Origin of the sequence: Streptomyces argenteolus, from assembly GCF_042902585.1 — a bacterium.
Taxonomy (GTDB): Bacteria; Actinomycetota; Actinomycetes; order Streptomycetales; family Streptomycetaceae; genus Streptomyces; species Streptomyces argenteolus.
This window is the reverse complement of the sequence record NZ_JBIBEG010000004.1, coordinates 98,928-124,848: the sequence shown is the minus strand read 5'-3', so window position 1 is coordinate 124,848 and position 25,921 is coordinate 98,928. Positions and strand designations below refer to the sequence as shown.

At 72.5% G+C, this 25,921-nt stretch carries 22 protein-coding genes; 17 read left to right on the top strand and 5 right to left on the bottom strand.

Annotated elements, in window-relative coordinates; all coding sequences use genetic code 11:
- Positions 1-13: 13 nt before the first annotated feature.
- From sbnA to ACFY8O_RS16540, 5 genes are all read left to right on the top strand, one after another.
- Positions 14-1,036: a 2,3-diaminopropionate biosynthesis protein SbnA gene (gene sbnA, locus ACFY8O_RS16560; RefSeq protein WP_387902779.1), complete on the top strand. Its 1,023-nt coding sequence runs from the start codon at positions 14-16 to the stop codon at positions 1,034-1,036.
- Positions 1,033-2,211 (top strand): nucleotidyltransferase domain-containing protein, encoded by a 1,179-nt coding sequence (locus ACFY8O_RS16555; protein WP_387902777.1) that lies wholly within the window; start codon positions 1,033-1,035, stop codon positions 2,209-2,211. The genes sbnA and ACFY8O_RS16555 overlap by 4 nt, the downstream gene beginning before the upstream one ends.
- Before the next feature lie 170 nt (positions 2,212-2,381).
- Entirely contained in the window at positions 2,382-3,635 is a 1,254-nt protein-coding gene (gene aepY / locus ACFY8O_RS16550; protein ID WP_387902775.1) for a phosphonopyruvate decarboxylase, read from the top strand.
- A gap of 77 nt (positions 3,636-3,712) precedes the next feature.
- Positions 3,713-5,386 (top strand): Sden_1168 family B12-binding radical SAM P-methyltransferase, encoded by a 1,674-nt coding sequence (locus ACFY8O_RS16545; protein WP_145807135.1) that lies wholly within the window; start codon positions 3,713-3,715, stop codon positions 5,384-5,386.
- A gap of 127 nt (positions 5,387-5,513) precedes the next feature.
- Positions 5,514-6,335 (top strand): Sden_1164 family protein, encoded by an 822-nt coding sequence (locus ACFY8O_RS16540; protein ID WP_387902772.1) that lies wholly within the window; start codon positions 5,514-5,516, stop codon positions 6,333-6,335.
- Between the two features lie 160 nt (positions 6,336-6,495).
- On the opposite strand, the gene ACFY8O_RS16535 is transcribed toward ACFY8O_RS16540, so the two are convergent.
- Positions 6,496-7,668, bottom strand: a complete 1,173-nt coding sequence (locus ACFY8O_RS16535; RefSeq protein WP_387903695.1) for an LLM class flavin-dependent oxidoreductase — start codon at positions 7,666-7,668, stop codon at positions 6,496-6,498.
- Positions 7,669-8,377: 709 nt separating this feature from the next.
- Here ACFY8O_RS16535 and ACFY8O_RS16530 point away from each other — a divergent pair.
- Positions 8,378-8,878 (top strand): transposase, encoded by a 501-nt coding sequence (locus ACFY8O_RS16530; RefSeq protein WP_387902770.1) that lies wholly within the window; start codon positions 8,378-8,380, stop codon positions 8,876-8,878.
- Between the two features lie 160 nt (positions 8,879-9,038).
- Positions 9,039-9,521, top strand: a complete 483-nt coding sequence (locus ACFY8O_RS16525; protein WP_145807128.1) for a helix-turn-helix domain-containing protein — start codon at positions 9,039-9,041, stop codon at positions 9,519-9,521.
- Between the two features lie 122 nt (positions 9,522-9,643).
- Here ACFY8O_RS16525 and ACFY8O_RS16520 read toward each other — a convergent pair whose 3' ends face one another.
- Positions 9,644-10,483 carry a phytanoyl-CoA dioxygenase family protein gene (locus ACFY8O_RS16520; RefSeq protein ID WP_387902767.1) on the bottom strand — a complete coding sequence of 280 codons (840 nt, stop codon included), beginning with the start codon at positions 10,481-10,483 and terminating at the stop codon, positions 9,644-9,646.
- Between the two features lie 114 nt (positions 10,484-10,597).
- Positions 10,598-11,911, bottom strand: a complete 1,314-nt coding sequence (locus tag ACFY8O_RS16515; RefSeq protein ID WP_387902764.1) for a condensation domain-containing protein — start codon at positions 11,909-11,911, stop codon at positions 10,598-10,600.
- Between the two features lie 229 nt (positions 11,912-12,140).
- Between ACFY8O_RS16515 and ACFY8O_RS16510 the strand changes: the two genes are divergently transcribed.
- From ACFY8O_RS16510 to ACFY8O_RS16470, 9 genes are all read left to right on the top strand, one after another.
- Positions 12,141-12,917, top strand: a complete 777-nt coding sequence (locus tag ACFY8O_RS16510; protein WP_387902762.1) for a dihydrodipicolinate reductase C-terminal domain-containing protein — start codon at positions 12,141-12,143, stop codon at positions 12,915-12,917.
- Positions 12,918-12,983: 66 nt separating this feature from the next.
- A complete protein-coding gene (locus tag ACFY8O_RS16505; protein WP_387902759.1) occupies positions 12,984-14,120 on the top strand; it encodes an acyl-CoA dehydrogenase family protein in 1,137 nt (378 codons plus the stop codon).
- Between the two features lie 42 nt (positions 14,121-14,162).
- Entirely contained in the window at positions 14,163-15,491 is a 1,329-nt protein-coding gene (locus ACFY8O_RS16500; RefSeq protein ID WP_387902756.1) for a hypothetical protein, read from the top strand.
- 145 nt (positions 15,492-15,636) lie between these two features.
- Positions 15,637-17,064, top strand: a complete 1,428-nt coding sequence (locus tag ACFY8O_RS16495; protein ID WP_387902753.1) for a nitroreductase family protein — start codon at positions 15,637-15,639, stop codon at positions 17,062-17,064.
- 39 nt (positions 17,065-17,103) lie between these two features.
- The gene (locus tag ACFY8O_RS16490; RefSeq protein WP_387902751.1) at positions 17,104-18,624 is read left to right on the top strand and encodes a class I adenylate-forming enzyme family protein; all 1,521 of its coding nucleotides are present in this window, start codon (positions 17,104-17,106) and stop codon (positions 18,622-18,624) included.
- 56 nt (positions 18,625-18,680) lie between these two features.
- The gene (locus ACFY8O_RS16485; RefSeq protein ID WP_145807111.1) at positions 18,681-18,953 is read left to right on the top strand and encodes an acyl carrier protein; all 273 of its coding nucleotides are present in this window, start codon (positions 18,681-18,683) and stop codon (positions 18,951-18,953) included.
- Positions 18,950-19,720: a class II aldolase/adducin family protein gene (locus tag ACFY8O_RS16480; protein ID WP_387902748.1), complete on the top strand. Its 771-nt coding sequence runs from the start codon at positions 18,950-18,952 to the stop codon at positions 19,718-19,720. The genes ACFY8O_RS16485 and ACFY8O_RS16480 overlap by 4 nt, the downstream gene beginning before the upstream one ends.
- A 34-nt stretch (positions 19,721-19,754) precedes the next feature.
- Positions 19,755-21,005: an MFS transporter gene (locus tag ACFY8O_RS16475; RefSeq protein ID WP_387902745.1), complete on the top strand. Its 1,251-nt coding sequence runs from the start codon at positions 19,755-19,757 to the stop codon at positions 21,003-21,005.
- 143 nt (positions 21,006-21,148) lie between these two features.
- A complete protein-coding gene (locus ACFY8O_RS16470; protein WP_387902742.1) occupies positions 21,149-22,009 on the top strand; it encodes a DUF6461 domain-containing protein in 861 nt (286 codons plus the stop codon).
- A gap of 141 nt (positions 22,010-22,150) precedes the next feature.
- Here ACFY8O_RS16470 and ACFY8O_RS16465 read toward each other — a convergent pair whose 3' ends face one another.
- Together ACFY8O_RS16465 and ACFY8O_RS16460 are read right to left on the bottom strand one after the other, a co-directional pair.
- On the bottom strand, positions 22,151-23,008 hold the full coding sequence (locus tag ACFY8O_RS16465; protein ID WP_387902740.1) for an MBL fold metallo-hydrolase: 858 nt from the start codon (positions 23,006-23,008) through the stop codon (positions 22,151-22,153).
- The gene (locus tag ACFY8O_RS16460) at positions 23,005-24,177 is read right to left on the bottom strand and encodes a hypothetical protein (RefSeq protein WP_387902737.1); all 1,173 of its coding nucleotides are present in this window, start codon (positions 24,175-24,177) and stop codon (positions 23,005-23,007) included. The genes ACFY8O_RS16465 and ACFY8O_RS16460 overlap by 4 nt, the downstream gene beginning before the upstream one ends.
- Positions 24,178-24,302: 125 nt before the next feature.
- Here ACFY8O_RS16460 and pdxR point away from each other — a divergent pair, with 125 nt between their 5' ends.
- The gene (gene pdxR / locus ACFY8O_RS16455; protein ID WP_387902734.1) at positions 24,303-25,754 is read left to right on the top strand and encodes a MocR-like pyridoxine biosynthesis transcription factor PdxR; all 1,452 of its coding nucleotides are present in this window, start codon (positions 24,303-24,305) and stop codon (positions 25,752-25,754) included.
- The last annotated feature ends 167 nt before the right edge of the window (positions 25,755-25,921 follow it).

The window sequence follows — 25,921 nt, the reverse complement described above, 5'->3', positions numbered from 1 at the left end:
TGAGAGGCCAAAATTGACCATAATCTCCGCAGCCGACGAACTGCTCGACACCGACATCTACCTCGACCTCGGCAACGTGGTCGGTGTCAACGTGATGCTCAAGTGCGAAGGGTTCAACTTCGCGGGATCGGTCAAACTGCGTACCGCGGTCTCCATGGTCACGGAGGGCATCCGCAGTGGGGTCATCACGGACACCACCACCCTGGTGGAGTCGTCGTCGGGCAATCTCGGCGTGGCGCTCAGCGTCGTGGCGGCGGCCCGGTCGCTGCGCTTCGTCTGCGTCACCGACCCCAAGTGCAGCCCCACCACCATGAAGCTCATGAAAGCCCTCGGCAGCGAGGTACAGGTGGTCGACGGCCCCGACCCGAGCGGCAGCTACCTCGCGGCACGCAAGCGCCGGGTGCGCGAGCTCTGTGAGCGGCACGACGACTACGTCTGCCTCGACCAGTACGAGAACCCTGCGAACTGGCTGGCGCACTACGAGATCACCGCGCCGCTGATCGCCAAACAGTTCCCGGACCTGGACGTCCTGTTCGTCGGTGCCGGCACCGGCGGCACCCTCGCCGGCTGTGCGCGGTTCTTCCGGGAGAACTTCGGGCACGTGCGGATCGTCGCGGTCGACAGTGTCGGCTCGGTCAACTTCGGGATGCCTTCGGGGCCCCGGTACATCCCCGGTCTGGGAGCCAGCGAGGCCATGCCCTTCGTCGTCGACGGGCTCGCCCACGAAGTGGTGCGGGTTCCCGAGACGGAGACGGTCCGCATGTGCCGGCGGCTCGCCCGTGGCGGTGTCCTCGCGGGCGGTTCCACCGGCACCGTGGTCAGCGGGGTGGAGCGCTGGTTCGCCCGGCAGGAAGCCGGAAGGCCGCTCACCGCCGTGGCGATCGCCCCCGACCTGGGCGACCGCTACCTGGACACGCTGTACGACGACGACTGGGTGGCGGCCACCTACGGCCTCACCGCATCGGACACCGACGAGGACCCCCTGACGGGCACGGCGACGCCGGCCGGCCAGGCGGGCGAGGAGAGGCAGCGATGACACAGGAAGCAGTGCCGAACACGACCAGCGGTCTCCCGATTCCGCCGCAGGCGGCCGGGCTGCCGCCGTACGCCCAGCTGCTCCTGGTCCTGGCCCGGCTCGATCCGGACGCGGATCAGGTGGCACTCGCGCGTTCCCTCGCCGGCCGCGACGACCTGGACTGGGGTGCGTTCCTCGACGCGGCGGCCCGGCACAAGCTGCTCCCGCTGGTCGGCCGCCATGTGCACACCTACCGCCTGGGGCGACCTGCCGGGGACGCCAAGGGCTTTCCCTACCCCTGGCTCTTCGCTTCGGCCCATCTCGGCAACCGGCAGCGCAACCAGGCCCTCTCCGACGAATTCGCCCTGGTGCTGAAGGAGCTGGGGGACGCGGGCGTGCCGTACGCGGTCCGCAAGGGTTTCTCGCTGGCCGAGGGGCTCTACCACGACATCTCGGTACGGCGGATCAGCGACCTCGACCTGCTCGTCGACCGGTCCGACGCCCCGCTCGCCCACGAGGTCATGGTCCGCCTGGGCTACCTCCAGGGGAACCTCGCCGCCGACGGCGACCGGATCGAACCCTTCAAGCGGGAGACCCAGCTCTTCTGGCGGCTGAACCTGAGCAACCAGCTGCCGTACCTCAAGGCAGGCAACCGGCCCGACGTGTCCGAGTACAACGTGGACCTCTGTCACGACATCTTCCAGCGCAAGTCCGGAAGCAGCGCGAGCGCCGCCGAACTGCTGCGGCGCCGGGTCCCGGTGGTTCTCTGCGGCACCGGCACCTGGGTGGCCGAACCGGTCGACGCGCTCCTGGACCTCTGCTCCCACCTGCACAAGGAAGCCACCAGCCTGCGCTTCATCGAGGACAGCGTGGACCTCCAGATCAGCAAGTTCCTCGACGTCAGCCTCTTCGCGACGGGTTTCGGCGACAGCGAGTGGGACGACTTCACCGACCGCACCAAGCAGTACGACGCGGCGGGGATCGCCTACTACGCCCTCCACCACACCGAACTCCTCTACCCCGGGTCGATCCCGGCCCGGGTGCTCGACACCCTGCGGCCCGAGGACACCGGCTACCTCGACCAGTACGGCACCCTCGACGGCCAGACCGCCCGCTGGTCGCTGCCCTTCCTCGACCGGCTCTTCGACACCGGGCGCGGGCGGGACAGCGCGCCCTCCAACGTGCCGCACGCCTGAACCCGGGCCCCTGCCCGGTCTTGGTCCCGGATTCCCGGCCGCTCCGGATCCTCGTCCCCGAGGCGCCCAGGCAACCCCGAGGCTGGTCCCGCGCACAGGCCGCCCGCGCGGCCCGACAGGCCGCACCTCCCGCACCCCGCGAACGCGGGCTCCAGAGAAAGGAACCGACCGTGGAGCCCTCCGCCCGCACGGCCCCACCGGCTGCCGCCGCGACCGGGATCCCACCGGCCGTCGACGACGCGGGTGGCGCGGACCGCCGGGGGCCGGTGACGGCCGCCACCCACCCGGGACCCCCCGCCGGGGCGCTCGAGGCCTCCGCGGTGGCCGGCCTCTTCGTCGATGCCGGCTTCGGGCCCTTCACCGGCGTGCCCTGCTCCTTCCTCGGGCCGCTCATCAGCGCCCTCGAAGCGGAGCACCCGGACGCCTACCTCGCCGCCGCCAACGAAGGAGAGGCCGTGGCCATCGCGGCCGGCTCCCGGCTGACCGGCCGCCGCCCCGTCGTCATCCTCCAGAACTCGGGCCTCGGCAACGCGGTCAACCCGCTGACCTCGCTCTGCTACACGCTTCGGCTGCCCGTCCTGCTCCTGATCACCTGGCGGGGCGAGCCCGGGCACCAGGACGAGCCCCAGCACCAGCTGATGGGGGCCATCACCCCGGAGCTGCTGAGCTCGATGCGGATCAGCCACGAGGAGTTCCCCGCCACGGCGACGGAGGTGGGTCCGGCCCTCGCCAGGGCGATCCTCCACATGGACCGCACCGGGCTGCCGTACGCCTTCCTCGTGCACAAGGGCGCCCTCGCGCCGTACGCACGGACCCGGGGAGAGACCCCGGCCGCAGCGACGTCCATGCTCCGGGCGGAGGCGATCAGGACCGTCGTCGACACGGCGGCAGCGGACACCCTGGTGGTGGCGACCACCGGCAAGACCGCACGCGAACTGGAGCGTGACCGGGACCGCGCCGCCAACCTCTACGTGGTCGGTTCCATGGGGTGCGCGTCGAGCATCGGCCTCGGCGTCGCACTGGGCGCGCCCGAGCGGGACGTCGTCGTCCTCGACGGCGACGGTGCGGCCCTCATGCGGCTGGAGGCCATGGCGACCATCGGGCGGCAGGCCCCTGAGCGCCTGCTCCACGTCGTCCTCGACAACGAGAGTTACGAGTCGACAGGCGGCCAGGCCACCTTCTCGGCGGACGTGGACTTCTGCGCGGTGGCCCTGGCCTGCGGCTACTCCACCGCGGCCGAGGTCGCCGACGTCGCCGGCCTGCGCACGGCGAGTGAGCGGGCGCGCGCGGCACCCGGGCCGCACCTCCTCCGCGTCCGTATCCGTCCGGGGTCCGACCCTTCCCTCGGCCGGCCCGTGCTCGCTCCGCCGCAGGCCGCGGCCCGATTCGCGGCCACGGTCGCGGGCCCGGACCGCGCCCGGTGACGCCGCCGTCCTCCGCCGACGGCCGTGCCCCGGTACCGCCCGTATCCAGGGAACACCAACTGACAGGAGACGCCGCCGTGCCCGAGACGACGCCGGACAAGGACCTGCGGGTCAAGCAGAACAAGCTCGACGCGCAGCTCCCGCAGGACAGCCCGCTGCGCCTCTACCTCGCGGAGAAGGACGAGACGGCCCGGGTGCGCAAACCCCGGCCGGAGTCCAGGCTCGTCCAGGTGCGGGAGCCGCTGGGCCGTATCCCGCGCACGCTGCTGGTGATGCCGCCCATGTGCATGTACGAGGGCGCGGTCAAGCGCGTCGTCCCCCCGATCGGGCTCTGCTACATCGCCGGGGCACTGGAGAAGGAGGGCATCGACGTCTCCGTGCTGGACTGCATCGTCGAGGGGATCGACGAGGAGGTGCCGGTCGGCAAGGGTGTCTGGAACATGGGGATGTCGGAGGAACGCTTCCGCGCCTACATCGCCGAGAACGAGTTCGACGTCGTCGGATTCACCATGATCTACTCCTCCGACCTCCAGAACCTCTACCGCTACGCGCAGCTCGTCAAGGAGGTCCGGCCGGAGACCACCGTGATCGCCGGCGGCCTGCACGCGAGCATCTACGCCCGTCGTTTCCTCCAGGACGCGGTGGCCGACGACGTGCCCTTCATCGACTACGTCCTGCGCGGCGAGGGTGAGATCCGGCTCGGGGACTTCCTGCGCAACCTCGCCGACGGCCGGGTCGACCTGAGCGCCGACGGGCTGGCGGGCCGGCACGAGGGAAAGATCTTCGCCAACCCGCAGTTCGCCCGGGTCACGGACCTGGACGCGCTTCCCTTCCCCGCGTATCACAAGGTGCCGGTGGAGAAGTACTTCGCCCACAACGTGCCGTTCTCGCCCTACCCGCGCGGCAAGCGCGTCCTGCCCCTCTACACCTCACGCGGCTGCCCCGTGGGATGCACCTTCTGCGCCAGCACGAACTTCTCCAAGCAGTACATCGCGCGCTCCGTGGACAACGTGATCGCGGAGATCCGTCACTACAAGGACGCCTTCGGCGTGGACGAGGTCCAGTTCGCCGACGACAACCTCACGTTCGACCGTAAGAGGGCCACCGAACTGTTCGAGAAGATGGTGCCCCTGGGGCTGCCCTGGTGCACGCCCAACGGCATCATGGTGAACACGCTCAGCGCACCGCTCGTGGACCGCATGGTCGATTCGGGCCTCTACCAGATCACCCTCTCCCTCGACAGCGGCAGCGCGGAGACGCTCAAGGAGCAGCACCGCAAGCCGGTCGACCTGACCAAGGTCCCCGACCTGATGGCCTACCTGTACGACCTGGGCGTGCTCATGCACGGGACCCTCGTCGTCGGCATGCCGGGGGAGACCGAGGAGCAGATCAAGGACGGCTTCGCCTTCGTCGAGCAACTTCCCTTCCACTCGATCAACGTGTTCATCGCCGCCGCGATCCCCGGCTCCGAGCTGTTCGAGCAGGCTGTCAGCAACGGCGCGATCACCTACGAGGGAGCGCTGCACATCGACACCGCCCGCTCCACGCTCAGGCTCAGCAACATCGCGGCCGAGCGGCTGGAAGAGCTGGTCAGCGGCTTCCTCGAGCGCTACAACAAGGCGATCTACCAACGCGACCCGGAAGCGTGGGAGCGCAAGTACCGCGACCACAAGGACCGCATGTCACGCATCTGCGTGGGCTCCGCCTCGGCCATCACCTCGACCATCATCAGTGCGGGCGCGACCGGGTGACTCCCGCCCACGGGGCACCTCCTCGCGGGGCGGGCCGCCCCCGGGCGGCACGCCCGGAACACCACTGATCCGTACGCCGACCGCGTCCGGCCCGTCCGGGCCGCGCGAGGGAGTGGAGGAAACCGTCATGCTGGAAAGCGCAGTCGTCCTCGCGGCCGGAGAGAACCGGCGCATGGGCAACTCGTCCGCACCGAAGTCGCTGCTGCCGCTCGGCAGCGACTCCGCCGGGCCCACGTTCCTCAGCAGGCATCTGGGCCTGCTGCGCCGCGCGGGCGCCGAGCGCGTCTTCCTCGTCGTCAGCCCGGCCAACCGCGCGGCGTTCGAGCCGTTCGCCGACGACGTGGTGGAACTCGTGGTGTGCGGCGACGGCAGCGAACGCACCGGATCCAGCGTCAGCATGCTGGCCGGGCTGAGGGCCCTGCTGGCCTGGAGGCCGCACGGCTGCCGCACCGTGATCAGCGACGCCGACATCGTGTACGAGCAGGCGCTGCTCGACCACGTGTCGTCCACCCGCGGATCACGGCTGTTCACCATCGAACGGACCAACGGCGACACCGAGGAGGTCCGGGTCTACGGCAGGTCCCCGGCACAGCCGGTGCTCATCGGCAAGGGTCTCGCGAGCGGCATGACCAGCGGGCTGGACCTGCTCGGCGAAAGCCTCGGTCTCATCCTCCTCGACGCCGCCGAGGCCGTCTCGGTGGCCGAGCTGACGCGCTGGGCCGTCGGGGACCCGCCACGACAGCGGCCGTACGGGTACGGCGGTCGCCTCTCCGAGCACGAGGAGATGTGGCAGTACCTGTTCACCCTCGGCAGGCTCCAGGTCTCCCAGGTCTCCGCGGACCTGCTGTTCTCCGAGTGCGACTTCCCGGAGGACCACGCCTACGTGCGTGAGGAGTTGTTTCCGGCGATCACGCGGCGGGACCGGAACGCCGTTGCCGTCCCCCGCTGACCGGAGACGGCACGCGCCCCGGCCGGCCGCGGTGCCGGGGGACCGGGAGCTCCCGGAACGGCGAACGGCGCCGGGCCGCCTCCCGCGAGGGGCCGGCGGCCTCCCCGGGACCCGGGGCCGGGGAGGGTTCTCGCACACGGGCCCCGGGGTGCGGGTCCGGTCAGTGCGGGGACGCCGCGGCCGCCTCACGCACGGCGGCGTCCCGAGCCTGGGAGTTCGCCTGTTGGAAGGCGTCCTTGTGCGCCGCGGCCCAGGTGTTGGACGCGACGGTGCCGGCGGCCGAGTGACGGAAGGCGGGTGCGACATGACGGGCGAACAGATCGAGACTGCGGCGAACCCGCTCGGGTGCGGCCCAGTCCATCAGCGACAGCAGCAGGCAGCCGAACCCCTCGCTGCGTTCCTGCAGGCCGCGGATGGCGGCGACGCAGTCCGCCGGGGAGCCGGCGATGATGCCACCCGCCTCGACGGTGTACTCGAACGCCTTGCGCGCCCCCACCCCACTGGTCGTCAGCGGCATGCCCATGGTGCGCACCCACAGGTGCTCCCGCTGGTACAGCCAGCCCTCGTAGAGTTCCTCCATCGCCTGCTCGCGGCTGCTGGAGACGTGGACGGGCAGCAACAGCCGCCAGGCGGCGCGGTCGGCCTTCCGCCCGGCAGAGGCCGCGGCGTCCTCGTAGTGACGCCACTGTTCGCCGAGCCGGTCCAGGGCGAGTCCGTGCCCGGCGCGCGGCGCCCCCCAGGGCGGAGCCACGTACGACAGAGGGCTGACCCCGTGGGTGCCGGCGAGCCGCATACCGAAGGGGGACTGTGCGCTGGCCACCGCCACCTCCACACCCTGCGCGGCGAACGAACCCAACTGGATTCGGGCGTCGTGGAGTTCGAACCAGTCGCGGGTGGCGCTGACGACCTCACCGCGCAGCAGGGGCAGGACTGCCTCCAGCGACTCGGTCGTCCTGCGCCGGGTGTCCGCCACCGGAATGCCCAGCATGTGCATGTCGGAGGGGACGGAGCCCGCGCCCACCCCCAGGATGAAGCGCCCGCGGGTGAGATGGTCCAGCTGGGCCGCCCGCTCGGCCGCCATGAAGGGATGGTGGTACGGCAGCGTCATCACACCGGTCGCGAAGACGATCCGGCGGGTCCGTTCGGCGGCGGCTGCGATGAACAGCTCCGGACTGGTGACGGTGCCCCAGCCGGCCGAGTGGTGCTCACCCACCCAGAACTCGTCGAAGTTGAGGTCGTCGGCCAGTTCCGCGAGAGCGATGTCCCTGCGGAGCAGGAGATTGGGGTCCTCCCCCGGAGGGTGCAGAGGAGATATGAAGCAACCGAACCGCATTCGGTCCACAGTCGGTCCTTTCCGGGTGCGTCGAAGGGGCTTCGTCCACCGGCGGGCTCTGCCGGGCCACCCTAGACGCCCCCCTCCACCGGAGGCGAGAACATGTCTCACGTGGTGACGGCCAGGGCTTGCCCGGCCCCGGGGTCCGCGGCAGCCGACTGCGCTCCGCACCCGGGACGTCGCCGCGTCCGGGGTGTGACCCCACGCCGTCCGCGGCGCGCGGGCGGGCACGCCCGGGGGTGACCGGCCGGCCCGCCCTTCGCACGACGGAGGGCGCCCTGACCCGAGTCGGTCCCGTCCGCCCGTACGGTCGCCGCCACTTCGCGGCGGCCCGTGAGCGGCGCGGAGTCCTGACGCAGGGCGTGGCGGGGCCCACGGGATTCTTCCGCCGCGCGTCCGATCCAACCTATGACCTTCTCTGGAGGGGGAGCCGAGTGGACGCCTCACCGGCACGTCGGCACGCGTCCGGCCGCACCATCGCTCCGAGCCCGTCCGGCGTCCCGCCGACGAGATCGCTCACCCGTGCCTTCGGAACGCCGGACCGCGCTTCCGGCACCGGACCGCGCAGGCCACCGGCCCCCTCGCGCGGTGGCGGCCCTGCCGCGGTGCCCTGTGCCGTCCGGCGCACCCCGGCAGGACGCGCGGTCCCGGGTCCGGCAGTTCGGCGACCAGCAGGCCGGACCGTTGCCGGCCGGGAGGGCGGGCGGGCGTGAGGACCATCGGCGCGCGCGGGATCTCGCGCGAGTACGACTGGCTGGCCCCCATGGTGCTGTGGCCGCTGGCGCGGCGGATCATGCCGGTGGCCTCGGTACGGCCGCAGGGCGGCGGCACCAGACGGCTCGACGACGAGGCCGTGTTCGCCTGCATCCTCTACGTGCTCGTCAGCGGGTCGCCCTGGCGTGCCGTGCCGGACACCTTCGGCACCTCGTGGCAGACGGCGCATCGCCGTTTCCGGCAACTGTGCGCGGCGGGGATCTGGGAGCGGCTCGAACTCACCACCGACGTACCGGGGATGCCCCCCGCCCTGAGGTACTGGGCGGCGGCGGTCCGCCGGGCCGCCGCAGCACGCGACGGTTCCCGGGCGGAGGCGCCCGGATGCGCGGAGCACGGCGGGGGCCCGCCCCGGCCCGTGGCCGGAGTGCGGCACTCCGTCCCCCACCCGGACGTCTCCGAGGCCGGCACGAAGCGGAGAAGGGAGACCCGGCCATGAGCGAACGGCCGAGGCCGCGGTTCGGCGGTTCTGTCCCGCCGGCCGCCACCGTGCCGGTGGGCGCCGACGCGAGAACCGGTCCCTGCCTCGCGCGGACCGGGTCCGCAGGGGGAGGCGGACGCAACGACGGGGACGGCGGTCGTCACGGAAGGGGGACCCGGTGGTGAGAGCCTCGGAGAAGTTCGGCGTGCTGTTGAGGGAGTTGCGCGGCCGGATCGGTCTGACGCAGAAGGAGCTTGCCGATCTGGCAGGACTGAGCGTCCGGGCGGTACGTGACCTGGAACGCGGACGGGTGAGCCGGCCCCGGAAGGAGACGGTCCGCCTCTTGGCCGACGCGCTGCGGCTGCGGGACGGCCGCCGTGCCGTCTTCCTCACGACGGCGGCGGCCCGGGTCACGTGGGAGGAGCAGCCGACGCCGGACGCGAACCGTGAAGAGGCCCCGGGACGTATACGGATCACCGACGGCCGGGACGGGCCGGACACCGACGTCTACGCCCTGGCCGAACTGCTCGTAACCGAGCGGCGCAGACTGGCGGCGGGCGAGGAGGCCGCGGACGACCGCGACGAGATCGTCTTCGTGGCGACCCGGTCCGCGGATTCGGCGCTCGACTGGTCGGTGCTGTGGGCGGCCCGCCCCCGGTGAAGCGCCTCGGCGCCCGGCGGGTACGAGGAGCCGGGACGGGCGCGCCGCGGGCACGCCGACGGGCCGGGCCCGTACGGCGCCCGCCGTCCCGCCCCGCGCCGGCGTGTGCCCGGCGCGGGCCGTCAGACCAGTGCGGCTCCCAGCGTGCTGATGCGGGTGTCGGAGGCCGCCGCCACCGGTGTCGCGTCACGGCTGACGAGGAACTCCGGCCGGGTCGGCGCCTCGGGTACGTTGCCGACCGCGTTGTACGTGATGAGCAGCAGGGCCCGCCGGTCGGAGGAGCTGTTGTTGGTGGAGGAGTGCACGATGCTCGGGTGGAAGGCGTGCACCTCGCCCGCCTCTCCCGTGATGAGCGCCGTACCGTGCTCGCGCGCGAGCTTCTCGACGGTCTCCTCCCGTACCGTGTAGGCCAGGTCCGCCGAGACGTGCCGGCGCCAGTCGTCGCTCGTGTCGGCCGGGTCCGGAAGATCCAGAAGGCCCCCGCGGTGCGAACCGGGGACGACGGTCAAGGGGCCGTTGCCCTCGTGTATCGGATCCAGGGCGATCGCCAGGTTGACGGCGTCGGGCCGCCGCATGCCGTCCTGCTGGTTCCAGAACGAGAAATCCTGGTGCCAGGGCCAGGCGGCACCCTCGTGGGCCTGCTTGAGATTGACCTTGAACTGGTAGACGTAGACGGGTCCGCCGATCAGAGCCTGTGCGGCACCCACGAGCGCGGGGTGCCGCACCAGAGCGGCGCAGAGGTCGTCGAAGGCGTGGCAGCCGTGGATCGCGCGCACCGTGTCGCCGTCTTTCTCGTGGACCACCTCCGGGCGACGCGTCGCGCTGATGGCGTCGACCCGGTCGCGGACCCGCACCACGGTCGGTGCGTCGAGCCGGAAGGGCAGGCGGCACCAGCCGTCCGCCGCGTAAGCGGCCTTGAGCGCGAGGGGGTCGGTCCAACCGGTCGGGAACGTGCTGTCCATGGGGCTGACTCCTGGTTCACGTGGTCGTGGTCGAAGGTCGGGGGAGGACGGGTGCCGGCACCGGGACGAGGGGGGACGCACCCGGCGGCAGACGCGCCCGGTGCCTGAGCGCCCTCACCGGGACCTACCGGGTGACTCCGGTACCCGTCCCTCGGCGAGCAGCGTCTCGTGCACGGTCCGCAGGACGGCGCCGGCCGTCTCGTGCGGCACCCCCCGGGCCCGTAGCCGCAACGCCCAGGCGCCTTCGCCGTCGTCCATGACGCGCAGATAGAAGCGGGGACCCAGCGTCAGGAAGGCGGGTTCGTAGGCCACCCGGCCGTCCTCCTCCTCGGTCACCTCGAACGGTTCGAAGGAGCCGGGATCGCCGGAGACGCCCTGGACGATGAGGTTGAAGGACCAGACCTCGTCGTGCGAGGCGACGGCCGCCGGATGGCGCGCGCACAGCCGGGTGACCGCATCGAGGTCGAAGACGCCGTTGCGGAACGCCTGAAGACTCTTCAGGCCCAGTCGGCGCGCCAGCTCCGCCACGGTGTCCCCGGCGGGCACGTCGACGTGGAGCGGTACCCACTGGTTCATCGACGTGACGTGTCCGGTCCACGGGTTGCCGTGCCGGTTGGAGGAGACCATCCGCATCGGGATCGAGCGCACGCCCTGCACCTCGGCGACGGCCGTGGCGTAGGCGGCGAGCAGCACAGCGAAGACCGACACCCCACCCTGCCCTGCCACGCGTTCCGCGGCGGCGCGGGACCGGCGCGAGAGCAGCCGGGCCACGAAGACCTCGTCCGGCGGCGCGTCCCCGGACGGACGGGGCGGAAGTCCACCCGCCACCGACGCGGCGAGGGTCTTCTCCCAGTGCCGCTCGGCCGACCGCAGCCGGGCCCGGAAACCCTCCGAGCGCTGTTCCCGCGCCATGGCGGTCAGCAGGTCCGGCGGCTGCTCGGCGGCAGGACCGGGCCGGTGCAGCGCCGCCAGCAGGTCCTGCCACAGGATCTGCTTGGCGGACCCGTCGGCGACGATGTGGTGGTTGACCAGCGCGATCCGCTCGGCCAGACCGTCGCGGGTCAGGACCACCGCGCGCCACGCGCACTCGGACCACAGACAGAACGGCCGCGCCGCCGAGGCGGCCAGTCTCGTCCGGAGCTCCGCTTCGTCCGAGCCGTCGGCCGCCACCACCTCGATCGAGGGCTCCGCGTCGTCACGCACCGACTGGCGCGGCACCGCCGGGTCGCCGAGGTCGTACACCGTACGGAGCGAGACGTGGCGGGCGCGCAGCGTGTGGAGGGCGGCCACCGCACGGGCGGGCGGCACACGCTCAGGAAGCGTCCACAGGGTGCGCAGGTTCGACTCGTGCCACTGCGCGACGGGAAGGTCCTGCACCGCCCGCATCACGGACAACTGACCGAAGGTGAGCGGCCCCGACGTCTGCACCGACCATCGCCTCCCGTACGCCGACACGCGACCCTCGCGCCGGTGGCCCGTGTCCACCGCAGCGCCCGGCCGCCGAACGCCCGTCAAGCTATCGGCGCGCGTGCGGCGGAGGCGGCAGCCCCGGCGGCAGTTGCGCACGGCGGGGCGCGGGCGGCAGCGGCACGTGGGCGCGTCATCTGCCTCCGAAGGTGCCGCTCGACGCGGATCCCCGCCGCTAGCGTCGTCGCCCATGGTGACGATCACCCCACAGGATCACAGGAGCGGCGGTCCGCCGCGGCTCGGTGTCGTCGGAGCAGCGGGACGGCTCGGCGCCAGGGTGGTCCAGGAGTGCGACCGGCACGGCCTGGCCGTCGTGTGGACGGCCACGCGTACGTCCTGGCCCACGCGGCAGGACGGGGACGCCGTACCCACCGTGGTCGTCGACGCGAGCCGCGGTGACGTCCTGCCGCGCACCGCCGACTACTGCCGGTCCGTCGGCGCGGCCCTGCTGGTGTGCGCGTCCGACATCGGTCCCGCGCAACGGCGCGCGGCGGCGGACCTGTCCACCGAGGTCCCCGTCGTCCTCGCGGCCAACCTGTCGATCGTCAACTGGCTCCAGCACCAGCTGGTCCGCACGGCGGCGGCCCTCTCCGCCCGCCTGCCCGAAGTTCCGGAGACCAGCGTCCTGGAACGGCACACGACCGCCAAACGCGACCGCCCCAGTGCCACGGCGCGTTCCCTCGCCGGTGTCTGGGAGACGGCCGGTGCGGGCCGCACCCACGAGATCGCCTCGTACCGGGCGGGCCTTCCCGTCAGCGAGCACCGGTTCGCCCTCGGCTTCGCCCACGAGACGCTGACGATCATCCACGACGTGCGCGACCTCGGACCGGCCGCGCTCGGCGCCCTCACCGCCGCCACCTGGATCCACCGCGGCGCCCCGCGACTCTGGACGGGAACGGAACTCTTCGACGAGATCCTCCTCCCGGACAGCTCGGCGACACCACGCGGGAGCGCCTCCGTGACATGAGGGCCGTGTCCGGCCCCCACCGCGTCCCGCGCGAACACAACGGCCACCGGGCCGACGGAGGAGAACGTGACCATCCACAGGCACTTCGACTCGGCGGAGCAGGCCGAGCTCTTCGACGTGGTGACAAGGATCAGCGAGAAGGAGCTGGCCCCGGTCGCCGCCGACCACGAGGCCCGCGCCGACTACCCCCGCCACCTGGTGACCCGGCTCGGCGAACTCGGCGTCATCGGCCTGGCGTTCCCGCAGCGCTGGGGCGGTGGCGGCCAGTCCGTCGCCTTCTTCCTCCAGGTCGTGGAAGAACTGGCACGCGGATGGCTGGCCGTGGCCGAGTCCGTGCACCTCCAGGCCCTCACCTGCCGGGGACTGGCCCGGCACGGCAAGGACGAGCTGCGCGAGGCGTACCTGCCGGCCATGCTGGAGGGCAGGCTGCTGGGTGCGAACTGCATGTCGGAGGCGGAGGCCGGCTCCGACCTCGGCGCCATGACCACGGCCGCGAGCCCCGTGGACGGCGGGTACCGGATCTCCGGACTCAAGACCTGGGTCAGCCATGCCGGGGCCGCAGACGTCTACCTGGTCTACTGCCGCACGGGCGGGGCCGGACCCGGCGGCATCTCCTGCTTCCTCGTCGAAGCGGGCCAGGAGGGCGTACAGGTCCACCCCCCGTTCGCCAAGATGGGCGTCTGCGCCCTGCCCACCGCCCCGGTCGCCTTCGACGGCGTGCGCGTCCCGGCAGTGCGGATGGTCGGCGGACGCAACCGCGGCATGCTCGTGGCCGCCTCGGTCTTCGACCACGGCCGCCTGGGCATCGCGGCCTGTGCCGTCGGCCTCGCGCAGGCCGCGCTCGACCACGCGAGCGACTACGCCAAGCAGCGCCGTCAGTTCGGCAGCCCCATCGCCTCCTTCCAGGGCGTCGCCTTCCTGCTCGCCGACATGGCCACCCAGATCGCCGCGGCCCGCGCCTTGCTCCTCACCACCGCACGGCTGATGGACGAGGGCCGGCCGGTCTCCGCCGAGGCCGCCAAGTGCAAGCTCTTCGCCACCGACACCGCCATGCGCGTCACCACGGACGCCGTGCAGATCCTCGGCGGCTCCGGGTACGTGCGCGACCACCCCACGGAGCGCTGGATGCGCGAGGCGAAGCTCCTCCAGATCATCGAGGGCACCAACCAGATCCAGCGCGCGACCATCGCCCAGAGCCTCTGATGCCCGCGCCCCACCCCACCCCCGCCACGGAGGAACGGCCGCATGAACGAGCTGCTCCCGTACGAAGCGTGCTACTCGGGCCAGGCGTCCGACGCTCCCGCCACCTGGGGCCAACAGGCCTTCCGGGACGGGCTGTCGCGCTACGCCGGCACAGGCTGGAACCGTAACGTCGCCGTGGTGGCCCCCCTGCCGGAGGGCACCACCCTCCCCGGCGCCCTGGAGCTGCTGGCCCACGTCACCTCCCGTCACGAAGGCCTGCGCACCGAGGTGTACGAAAGCCCCGAAGGCCTCCGCCAGCGGGTGCGCGGAGCGGGAACCCTGGCGGTCGGCCGGATCGAGGGCGCGGCACCCGCCGACACCGCCCGTGAGGCAGCCAGGCTACGGGCCCTGCCTCTGGGCACCGGCGGCCTCCCGCCGTTCGCCGCGTCCGTCGCCGGGCCGGCCGGCCGCCCCCGCGCCCTCGTCCTGGCCTTCTCCCACCTGGTCGTCGACGCGTCCAGCGTCCGGACGGTCCTGGACGGACTCGCCCGGCCCTCCTCGGAACCGGCGCCCCAGCCCCGCGAACAGGCGGCCCGTGAGGCGGGCGAGCTGGTGCGCACCGGACAGCGCGCCGCCGCCACCTGGGCCAGGGAAGCGGGGGACACCGCCTTCCCGTTCGCCGTTGCGCGTGCTGGAGCGGACCGGAGCCAGGTCGTGCAGACGGCACTCACCTCGGCCCCGGCGGCCGTCAGGCTGAAGGAGATGTCCGCCGGACTCGGCGCCGACGCCTCCGCCGTCCTGCTGGCCGCCACCGCTGTCGCGCTCGCCGCACCGCTCGCGCTGGACCGGCTGCCGTTGCAGGTGGTGACCTCCAACCGGCACCGGGCCCACGCCCGCGACTACGTGGGCGTTCTCGCACAGTTCGGCCCACTCACCGCACGGCTCGATCCCGACGCCGGCTTCGAGGACACCGTGCGGCAGGTCGCGCGCCGTGCCATGAGCGCCTACAACAGCGCCCTGTGGGCGCCCGCCGGCCTGGCGCAGGCACTGACGGCCACCGGGCGGTCGCTGGACGAGGTGCTCGGCACCACCTACACCTTCAACGACATCCGGGCGGCCGACTTCCCCCCGGTCCTGGACCATCCGGCCGAGCCGGACCCGGGCCGGGACCACTGCCTGCACGACCTGCCCCACTGGCCCTACCAGGGCGGACGCTGCGCGATCGCCGTGGTGGGCGGAGCGCGAGTGCTCCAGTTCGCGCTGCGCGCCGACACCCGGTACGTGGCACCGGAGCTCACGGCCAGGCTGCTGCCGGCCATCGACGCCGTGCTGCGCCGGGTGCACGAGAAGGGCGCATCGATCCGGATCGGTGCGTTGGGGGAGGGGCTGTGACGGACACGGGACCGACGCCCCCGGCCAGGAGCGCACCGGTGTTCCGGCGGGCGATCCGTATCTGCCCCCGCATCTGCCTCCGCCCCGTACGAGAGGTCACTACGGTGGCAGCCGTGAACCGCACGCGGCGGCGAGGGGACACGTGGTGACCACACGCGAACGGGTGCCCCGAGGCACCGGCCCGCGCCCTTCCGGCCGGGCGGACGACACGTTCGGCGCCGACTGGCTGCGGATGATCACCCTCGATCCGGCGCCGCAGGAACGCCTGGCCCCCCTGCGGGACGCCCGCGCCGCACGCGTCCTCGGACTCGTGCGGGACGCCCTGTGCGGCCCCGGCGACGACGGAGGACGCAGCGTCCCCTCGGCGGGGGCCCTCTACCCCTACGACGTGGTGGTCGTGGGCGGGTCCGGCCCGTACCCCCGCCTGCTCAAGGCCGATCTCGGCCGTGACGGCTGCACGGAGCTGCCCCTGTCCGTGGCCGCGGCCCGCGCCGTGGGGGCCGCGCTCGACGAGGGGTGCGGCATCGAGGGCGCCGACCACATCGTGGTGCTCGCCCGGCCCTGGCTGTCCATGCGCAAGTACGGCCCCCGCGGGCACCTCTACACCCAGCTCGACGCCGGGCACGCCGCCACCAGCCTGCTGGGCACGGCGCTGGGGCAGGGTCCCGCCGTGCTGCGCCTGCGCGTCCCGCGACGCCGGATCAGCGCCCGGCTCGATCCCCTGCTGCCCTACCGGGAGGTGCACTCCGTCGTGTCCGTCGGGCCCGCCCGCCGGAACCACGCGCCGCGGGACACCTCCGTGAACCTCGCACCACCGCCGAGGCGCGACGCGTCCGCATCGATGGAGCGGTTCTGCTGGTCGCAGATACCGGGGGCCCTGCGAAACGGAGGTGACCCGCCCCTGCCCGTCACCTGCGCCCCCGTGGTGGCGGTCGGCGACGGGCCCGCCGGCCTCGGCCGGGTCGGGCGCCACGAATGGCGGCTGCTGACCCGGCTGCGCCACTCGTGCAAGCGGTTCGAGCGGCAGGAGCAGCCTGCCGGCGCGATCGCCGCAGCCGTCGAGGCCCTGCTCACCGACCTCCCCACCGACCTGCCCGACGCGGCCGGCGGGCGACGGGGAGGTGTCGGGGTCAGTGTTTTGACCGGGCCCGGGCCCGTCGCGGACGCCTGCGCCCGGCGCCTGCCGGGCGGCGACGTACGGATCACCGTCGGCGAAGCGATCAACGACCCGGCCGTCATCACCCGGCTGTGCCGCGGCCAGCGGCACATCGCGGGGGCGCAGGCCCTCGTCGCCTTCCACCTGCGCACCGGGCGGCTGCTGGGTGCCGGCCGGCCGCAGGAGGTCCGTGACGCCCTCTTCCGCGCCTCGGCCGCCGCCCACCTGATCTATCTGGGCGCGGCCCGCAACGACGTCGCGGTGACGGCGGTGGGAGGGTTCGACGCCGGCGCGCTGCGGACCGTGGCAGGCCTCGGGGACGACGAGGAAGTGGTCTACCTGATGGCGCTGGGTGTCGCGGCGGGGACCGGGAGCAAGATCGACCGATTGGCGGTCGCACATGCGCACGGAGAATGAGCCCGTTCGGCGCGGCACCCAGGGGAGGCGGACCACCTGATGCGGTTGCTGAACGACGTCCTCACCGAACTCACGGCCCAGCACGCCGACGCCCCCGCGGTCGGCGACGCGGGCGGAGTCCTGACCTACCGCGAACTCGGCGACTCCGCGGCCGACTTCGGTACGGCCGCTGACGAGTGGTGGCGCTCGGGCGTGCCCCGCGGAGCGGGAGCCCCGGCCGAAGGCAGGGTCCGGGCCGGTATCCACGCGTCCAACTCCGCCGCCTACGTGGTGGCGTACGCCGGACTGCTGCGCGCGGGCATGGTGCCCCTGCTCCTCGACCCGGCCCTCGGCGCGGCCGAACTGGCCGTCATCGCCACCGACTGCGGCATCGACCTGTTCGTCAGCGACCGTCCATTGCCGGCCGGACTGCCGGTCACCGCCACCACGCGGATCGGCGACATGCGGCTGACCGCGCTGCCCGCTGCCCCCGACCGGCCCGCGCTGCTCGACACCACGGAGGTCTGCCGCTTCACCTCCGGCTCCACCGGCTCGCCCCGCTGCATCGAATTCTCCGGTACCGCCGTGCTGGCGGCAGCCCGCGCGTGGCGGGAGGCGACCGAGATGAGTGCGGGGGAACGGGTGCTGTGCTTCGCCGGACTCTTCAACGGCCTGGCCTTCAACACCTCGCTGCTGGCCTCCTTCCTCGCCGGCGCGGCGCTGTGGGTGCCTTCGGGGCTCCCCAGCTCCGGACACGTCGCCCGCTTCCTGCGGCAGGTAGAACCCACCCGCCTGACGGGCTTCCCCGCCCTGTACGAATCGTTGCTACGTCGCGAACAGCCCGTCCCCGAACTGGCCGGGCTGCGCTCCGCGCTCTCCTCCGCGGCGCCGCTCTCCGCCGGGACCGCTGCGGAACTGCGTCGCCGCCACGGCCTGGCCGTCAACGACTACTACGGGGTGGCCGAGGCGGGACCCCTCACCTACGACCCCGATCCCGCTCCGGGACGCGGCCTGGGATACCCGCTGCCAGGGGTCGAGTTCGCCTTCGGCACACAGGCCCACGGCGCCACGGCGGTCCGGGTCCGCAGCGGATCGATGGGGTCGCGCTACCTCAACGCCCCCGGCCTGCTGGAGAGCCGTCTGGACGCGGACGGCTTCTACCTGACCGGGGACGAGGGCCTGATCGACGAAGGCCGACTGGTGCTGCGCGGCCGGGCGGGCAAGGGCGTCAACATCGGCGGCCGGAAGATCGACCCGGCCGAGGTCCAGCAGGCGCTCGGCCGGTGCGGCGCGTCCGATGCCCTGGTGCTCACGACGGTCAAGAAGAACGGCGACCCGATGCTGGCCGCCCTGGTCACCGGCACCGCCGGCGTCACCGAGGAGGAGCTGCGGGCACGCTGCCTCGGCCTGCTCGCGCCGTACAAGGTTCCCGAACGGATCTTCGCCGTGCCCCGGCTGCCGCGCGGCGGCGCGGGCAAACCCCGACTGGGCGCCGCCGAGGCACTTCTCACCGACCTGCTGCGCGCCCCCCGTGACGAGCAGGCGTCCGGAAGGACTTCCGCCCCCGCCGAGCCATCCTGAGCGCCGGCCCCTCCGCAGCACCCCGACGACCGCCCCGATCACCTGTAGGAGAACCGATGCCCCCCTCCCCGCACCTTCTCCAGCGCATCGCCGAACTCGTCGCCGAGGCCAGCGAAGGCGCGGTGAGCCAGGAAGCCGCCGTCGCGGACGGCCGCACCCTCACCGAGCTGGGCCTGACCTCCCTGTCCTACCTGCGGCTCATCGACGCCCTGGAGAACGAGTTCGGCGTCTACATCGACCTGGAGGAGGACACCGCGTTCCTCGGATCGGTCGACGGCCTGGTCACGTACCTCGACGAGCAGGGCGTGACCGCCAAGGGCAGCCGATGACCGCACGGCTCGACGAAGCCCGGCTGCCACCCGTCGCCCTCGGACTGCGTGTCCAGGTCGCACTGGCCTCCCGCTCGCTCTCGCTCGGCGGACACGACGACTTCAACCAGGGGCAGGTATCGGCGCGCGTCCCCGGCGCCGACTACATGCTCATCAAGGGGGCCCTCAAGGGCTTCGACGAATGCACCCCCGAGGACGTGGTCGTCGCACCCCTGGACCCCGACGTCCCCGCCCCGCCGCTCGCACCGCCCGAACTCCCCCTGCACCAGGCGGTCTACGCGGCACGCCCCGACGTGAACGGCGTGGTCCACAGCCACGCCCCGCACACCCTGGTCTTCGGAGCCACCGACCTGCCGCTGCGCCCGGTCTCGCACGAGGGCGCCTATTTCGAGCAGCGGATCGGCCGGTTCACGATGACCAGCAACACCATCCTCGACATGGTGACCGCGCGGGGTGTCGCCGACGCGCTCGGCGCCGACCCGGCCGTCCTGCTGCGCAACCACGGCGGTGTCGTGGTCGGCAGATCCGTCCGGCACGCCACCGTGCACGCCCACACCCTGGAGCGTGCCTGCCGGCTCCAGCTGATGGCGGAACAGGTGCCGGGCGGCTACCACACGTCGACCCCGGCCGATGTGCTGGCGAAACGCGAATTCATCTACGGAGACCTCGCGGTGCGTTCCTACTGGGACCATTGCGTCGGCCGGGTGCGGCGCACCTGGCCGGACACGGCGGAGTGGGGCCGTCGCCGACCGTCCGCCACGCCATAGCCCTGACCGCACACCGACGGGAGAACCAGGTCCGGTGGACCGCGAAACCATGCCGCAGGACCCTTCGGCAGGCGCCGTGAAGGATCTGTCCGCGCGGGCAGCCGCCGCCGGACGCCGCAATCTCACCTTGCTGACGATCTGTCAATTCCTCTACTACATGGGGATGGGGATCGACCTCACCCTCACCGCGGTGGTGGGTCTGCGGCTGGCACCGACCCCGGTGCTCGCCACTCTGCCGATCACCCTCATGGGCGCGGCTGCCATGATCGCCAACTTCTCCGCCGGGCTGCTCAGCGACCGGTTCGGCCACCGCAAAGTGGCGGCCGGAGGCGCGGCCACCGCGGTGGCCGGCGGACTGGTGTCCATGGCGGGGATCCGGTCCGGTGATTTCTCCGTGCTCTGCACGGGCACCGCACTGGTGGGTCTGTACAAGGCCACCGGAGGATATTTCCGCTACCTCGCCGCCGACTCCGTCCCCCGGGAGAGCCGGGAGCGGGCGGTCTCCGTCCTGCTGTGCGGCGGGGTGCTGGCGGCCTTCGTCGGGCCATGGGCGGCGACGGCGTGTGCCGGACTGATGGACACCGAGTACGCGGGCTCCTACCTGCTGGTCTCCGTGCTCGCCGCGGCCGTGATTCCGCCCGTGCTCGCGGTCCGCTCCGGCCCGGCGGGAGAGGAACAGGAGCCCTCGCCGCCGCCCGTACGCATCCGGGCCGCGGCGCGCACCCTCCAGTTCCGCACCGCTTTCGCCACCCTGACCGTGGGAGGCTGCGTGATGACCCTGCTCATGTCCGCGGGCCCGCTGGGGAGCCGGCACGCCGGCCACTCGGACGGCGTGGGGGCCTTCGTCATCCAGGCGCACATGGTGGGCATGTTCGCGCCCTCCCTCTTCAGCGGCTGGCTCAACACCGCCCTGGGCCCGCGCCGCAACGCCGTGCTCGGCGCGGCCCTGCTGGCGGCCGGGGCGCTGGTCGGCGCGGCCGACACGGGCGTCGCCGCGTTCGTCGTCGCGCTGAGCCTGGTCGGCGTGGGATGGAACTTCCTCTACGTTGCGGGCAGCACCTTCGTCGTGCGCTGCTATCCGCCCCACGCGGGCGGCCGTGTCCAGGCCGCCGTGGAGGGCGGCACCGGAATCTTCCTCACCGCCTCCTCCTTCGTCTCCGGGTACCTGTTCACCACCCTGGGCTGGCAGGTCCTCAGCACCCTGGCCGCCCTGCCCCCGCTGCTGCTGTGCCTCTGGCTGTCGACCGCACGACGCGTCGCCGGACCCGAGGAGAAGACCGGCTGAGCGCAGACGAACGGTCCCGCGCGCCCCCGCCCCGCACGATCATGTCGCCGACGCGGACCGGGGCGCAGCCGCGAGGACGAGCTCCAGCTGTGCGAACCGGCCGGCACGGTGCGTTGTCAGAGGCTTCAGGCACACTGCGCCGTATGAACCTGGTGACCGCGCACGACTACGCCTGGATCCGCACCTCGCCGCTCTTCCGCCACGCGATGGAGAGCGGATACACCCTGACGCTGATACAGGGGCGGAGCCCGCACGAGGTGCTGCGCGCGATGGAGGCGGAACCGAACGGCACCGGCGACGGAACGGCCGGGCTGATCGAGGCGGACGAGGCCCACCGGGCCGAGGCGGACGATGACCCCTGGGACGAGTCCTACGTCGCGGGCGCCTTCAGCGCCCCGGGCGAGAGGGGCGACTGGACCCTCGTCCTCGGCTTCGACGGTGGCCTGGGCATCGAGGGCGCGTGCGTGGAGACGCTGTCGAGGGGCGGCCGGGCAGTGGCGCACTCGAGCAACGGCGGCAAGCCCATCCACCTCTTCCACTGGTTCGAGGACGGAGAGCTCCGTACGACGTTCGAGGTCCCCTCGGTGCGCGACGGCAACAGCCCCGATGAGCTGGTTCCCTTGTTGCGGGACGTCGGCTTCCCACTGACACCTCAGGGCGAGCACGACGAGAGCGCCCCGGCCGTCGACCGCAAGGCGGCCGTCCTCGCTCTGGCCGAGAGACTCACCGGCATACGCGTCACCGAATCCCTCCTCCAGGACGCGACGTACGAACTGGGCCTCGTCCCCGAACAGCCTGCCGAGGAATGGACCGGCCTGGTCATCGACATCACCGACGCCCACGGGAGCCGTCTGTACAAGGAATGGACCTACGAGGACATCGCGGCGGCTTCGGACCGCGCACGGGCGGAGGCGAACGCACCGGTCGTGATCACCCACGACGAGCCTCGGGGAGGCACGGATCGTTCGGAGCGCGGGACGGGGGAGTGGCGAACGGGCCCCTGACCCGCGGGGCTCTCGCCCCCGGGACGGCCGGCCCGCGCCACCCCGGCAGGGCCGCACGCCGAGCCCGAGCAGACCTGGCGCAACGCGGAACGCTGCCGCTCACGGCGCGGTCCGGGCTTCGCCGCTGAGAGGAGGACTGCGCTACTCCGCAGAGGAGGCGAGGGTGGCCGCTGCCGCCCGGAGCGCCTTGTGGTGGCACATCTCGTAGAACGCCCGTGCTTCGGCGGTCAGTTGCGTGCTGCCGGGGAAGGCCGCCTCGAACGGCAGGCCGCCCGCGCGCACGGCGTCAGCGTGCCGTCCGGTGAGGCCCGACAGGTGACGGAGGTTGCGGTCGAGCAGGGCCGGGTCCGTCGTGCCGCCGTGACTGGGGAGCACATGGTCCGGTTCGAGGGAGCGCAGGAGCTCCAGCGAGGCGGTGAGCTGCTCCAGCGATGCGGCGTCGCCCTCCCAGAGCTCGGGAAGCGGGTCCTCCGCGGTGTCCCCGGCCAGGCACACGCGCAGTTCCGGAATCCAGACGGCGATGTGGTCCGGGGTGTGGCCGGGAGTGTGCAGCAGCTCCAGCGTCAGGTCCCCGCCGTCCAGGGACAGCGAGGTGTCGAAGGTGACGGTCGGGGCGATGAGGCGCACCCGTGCGAACCGGTCGTCGGACGCGCGCTTGGCGTGCAGCGTGTCCAGCGCCCTGGCCGAACGGACGCGGGTCGCGGCCGACCGGTGACCGATGACCGGTGTCCGCCCCTCGACAGCTGCGTTGCCCCAGACATGGTCCCAGTCGGCGTGCGTGTTGATGACGAGGAGCGGACGCCTTGCGGTCTCGTCCGCGATCAGATCCAGCGCCTGCTCGCACAGCTCCGGTGTGCTGAGCGTGTCGACCAGGGCGACGAACCGTTCCGTGCGTACGACGAAACCGTCGACCTCGTCCGGTACGCGCAGCGCGAAGATCCGTCGATCGAGGCCGGGAAGGAGGTGTTTGTGGACCCGCGGGCGGGCTGGTGAGGTCATCCCGGGGCGCCGATGCGGTGGGCGCGCACCGTGTCCAGGTGGCCCTTGAGGTAGCGCATGAACGGCGTGCCGCCGGTGCCGACCTCGTTGGAGTTGGCCGAGGACCGCTGCGCCTGCCGCTGCACGTACGTCGCCGCGTACCGCAGATGCAGTTCGCGGAAGTCCGCCATGGCTGTGACGCACGCGTCGTAGGCGGCGACCGCCCCGGCCGGACGGTGGTGCAGCAGGAAGCCCCGCAGGTCGACCCGGGGGCCCACCTTCTCGATGAACGCCCGGTGCCCCGGCGGGATGTACGCGCGCAGCGCGTGCATGTACGCGGCGAGCGGGTCGTCCTCGCCGGACATACCGAGGACCTCGTCCAGGAAGGGGATGATGGCGCTCTGCGCGCCGGTCTCTCCGCCGAACCGCTGCGGTCTGCCGCCGTAGGCGGCCACCCCCTCGTAGACGACTCCTTCCGGCAGCGCCGGATTGTTCTTCCAGCCGAAGAGATAACTCCGTACACGGTGGTAGTAGATGTGCGGGTCGCACCGCTCGGGCATCCGCGCGAGCGTGCCGCTCATCACCGAGAGCCCCGCAGCCATCTCGCCCAGCGCGTGGACGAGCCCGCCGTCGTCACCGTCGAGCACGGCGTCCTGCGCGGCGATCGCGGCGCACAGCACCGGTGCGGCCGCGGCCTCGATCGCCACATGGACGAGGACGAACCAGTCGTCGTCCATCCCCCCGAGGAAGCCCTGGAGCCGGTGGATGTTGCCGAGTTCGATCGCGGGGTCGTCGGAGAGACGGCCCCAGTTGTGCAACTGCTGGGTGGCGTAGGACAGAACCGGCGGCCGGCCGAGCAGACCGGCCGCCTTGTGCCAGGGCACCGCGATGTTCGCCGGACAGACATTGGCCGGTACATCGCCGCCGAAGATGTATGCGTGTCCGAAATAGGACAGCAGGAGCATCGCCCTTTCGCGTTCTGCCTGTTCGGTCAGCGCACCGGGATCGAGCGGAGCGACGCTGCTCAGCAGTTCCCGGGCACGGCCCGCGGCGAGGTGCTTGGGCAGCACCGCACCGATCTCGTCCCATTCGGCGAAGCGGCCGGGCAACTGTGTCAACGGTGCGACGTCAGGCAGAAAGCCGTTGCTCTCGCTGACCCCGTACTCCGCCGGCGACACACTGCTGGTCATCCCGTGACCCCACCTTCCAGGACCGGCGCCTCCACGGCTCGGTACGCCGTCGCTTCGAAGCGCCGAGCGTTGAAGCTACCCTCGGCGCGGACCTCGTCCAATGGCCAATAGGAGGAGAACCGAAGATGCCACCTGTGGAAGAGCCGGAGCAGAGGGCCCGGGCCAAACCCCATCTGGCCCTGCCCGTCGCGCTCGATCGTGAGGACGGCCGGGCCCTGGTGGTGCAGCTCGTCGAGACACTGCGTGAAGCCGTGCTTTCGGGGCTGTTGCCACCCGGTGAACGGCTCCCTTCGACCCGTACGCTCGCGCAGGACCTCAGCGTCTCCCGCACGGTGACCGCCGAGGCGTACGTCCGTCTGGAGGCCGAGGGCTTCCTGGAGAGCCGCTCCGGCTCCGGCACCTACGTCGCGCCGCTCAACGAGGCGGCCAGGCAGATGGTCGCGGCCCCCGCCCTCCCCGCCGTGTCCGACCGTACGGCGTCGGCGGCGCGCCCCGCGCTCAGTCTGCGCACCGGCGGGACCGGACCGGTGCAGGAGGGCACCGACGGATGGGCCCAGGCCTGGCGGGCGACGGCCCGAACGACGGCCCCGACCCGCTACCAGGAGTCGGCGGGGCTGCCCGGACTGCGCGCCGAGATCGCGGCTTACCTGGCCCGGGCCCGCGGACTGGTCTGCGCCCCGGACGACATCGTGGTGACCACCGGCACCACGCAGTCCATGGACCTGGTGCTCCGTACCCTTCTGCGTCCGGGGGACACCGTCGCCTGCGAGAACCCGGGCCATCCGGTGGTCCGTTCCCTGATCCGGACGCATGGTTCGGATTCGGTGCCGGTGCCGGTCGACGACGACGGCGCCCGGGTCGACGTGCTGGCGGGCATCGACCCGGCGCCCCGGCTGATGCACGTGACACCCTCCCACCAGTTCCCGCTCGGCTCGCGGATGAGCGTCGGCAGGCGGCTCGACCTCGTCATGTGGGCGCGGGAGCACCACTCCTGGATCCTGGAGGACGACTACGACAGCGAGTACCGCTACAACGGCCCGCCGCTTCCGGCGCTGGCCGGCCTCGACCGGGACCGGGTCATCTACCTCGGCACCCTCTCGAAGGTCCTCACCCCGGCGCTGCGCTGCGGATACCTGGTCGCCCCGGGAGAACTTCCCGGCCGGATAGCGGCGTTGAAGGACATCGTGGACGGTCCGGTCAGCTGGCCCGTGCAGCACACCGTGCTGCGGATGCTCTCCTCCGGCGCGCTGGAGCGGCGCATCCGCCGGACCCGGCTGCACTACGCACGGGCCAGGAGCGTGCTGCGGGAGGCGCTGGAGCCCGTCTCCGACGTGGTGACGCTGACCGGCCTGGAGGCCGGACTGCACGCCGTGCTGCTGCTGGAAGGCGGCGTCAGCGGGGTGGGTGTGGCCCGTCGGGCCGCCGAACTCGGGGTGGAAGTCGCTCCGCTGTCCGCGTTCCAGCAGGGCCCGTGCCTCACCGAAGGGCTCGTCGTCGGGTATGCCGGCCTCTCCCCGGCCGACCTCGCCGAAGCGGCCTCGCGCCTGACCCGGGCGATCGCCGAGCACCGCCCGTAGCCCGGTGGTGTCCGTGTGCGGACTTGTCCGCACACGGACACGGAGAGTGTTGGACTGGACCGATCGGGGTCCTCCAGACTTCCGGACAGGGGGTCCTCTCGTATACGAGACGGGGTCCCGTGCCGGGCACCGTCCGCACGGGAGCGGGAGGCGCCCCTGCCCATCGC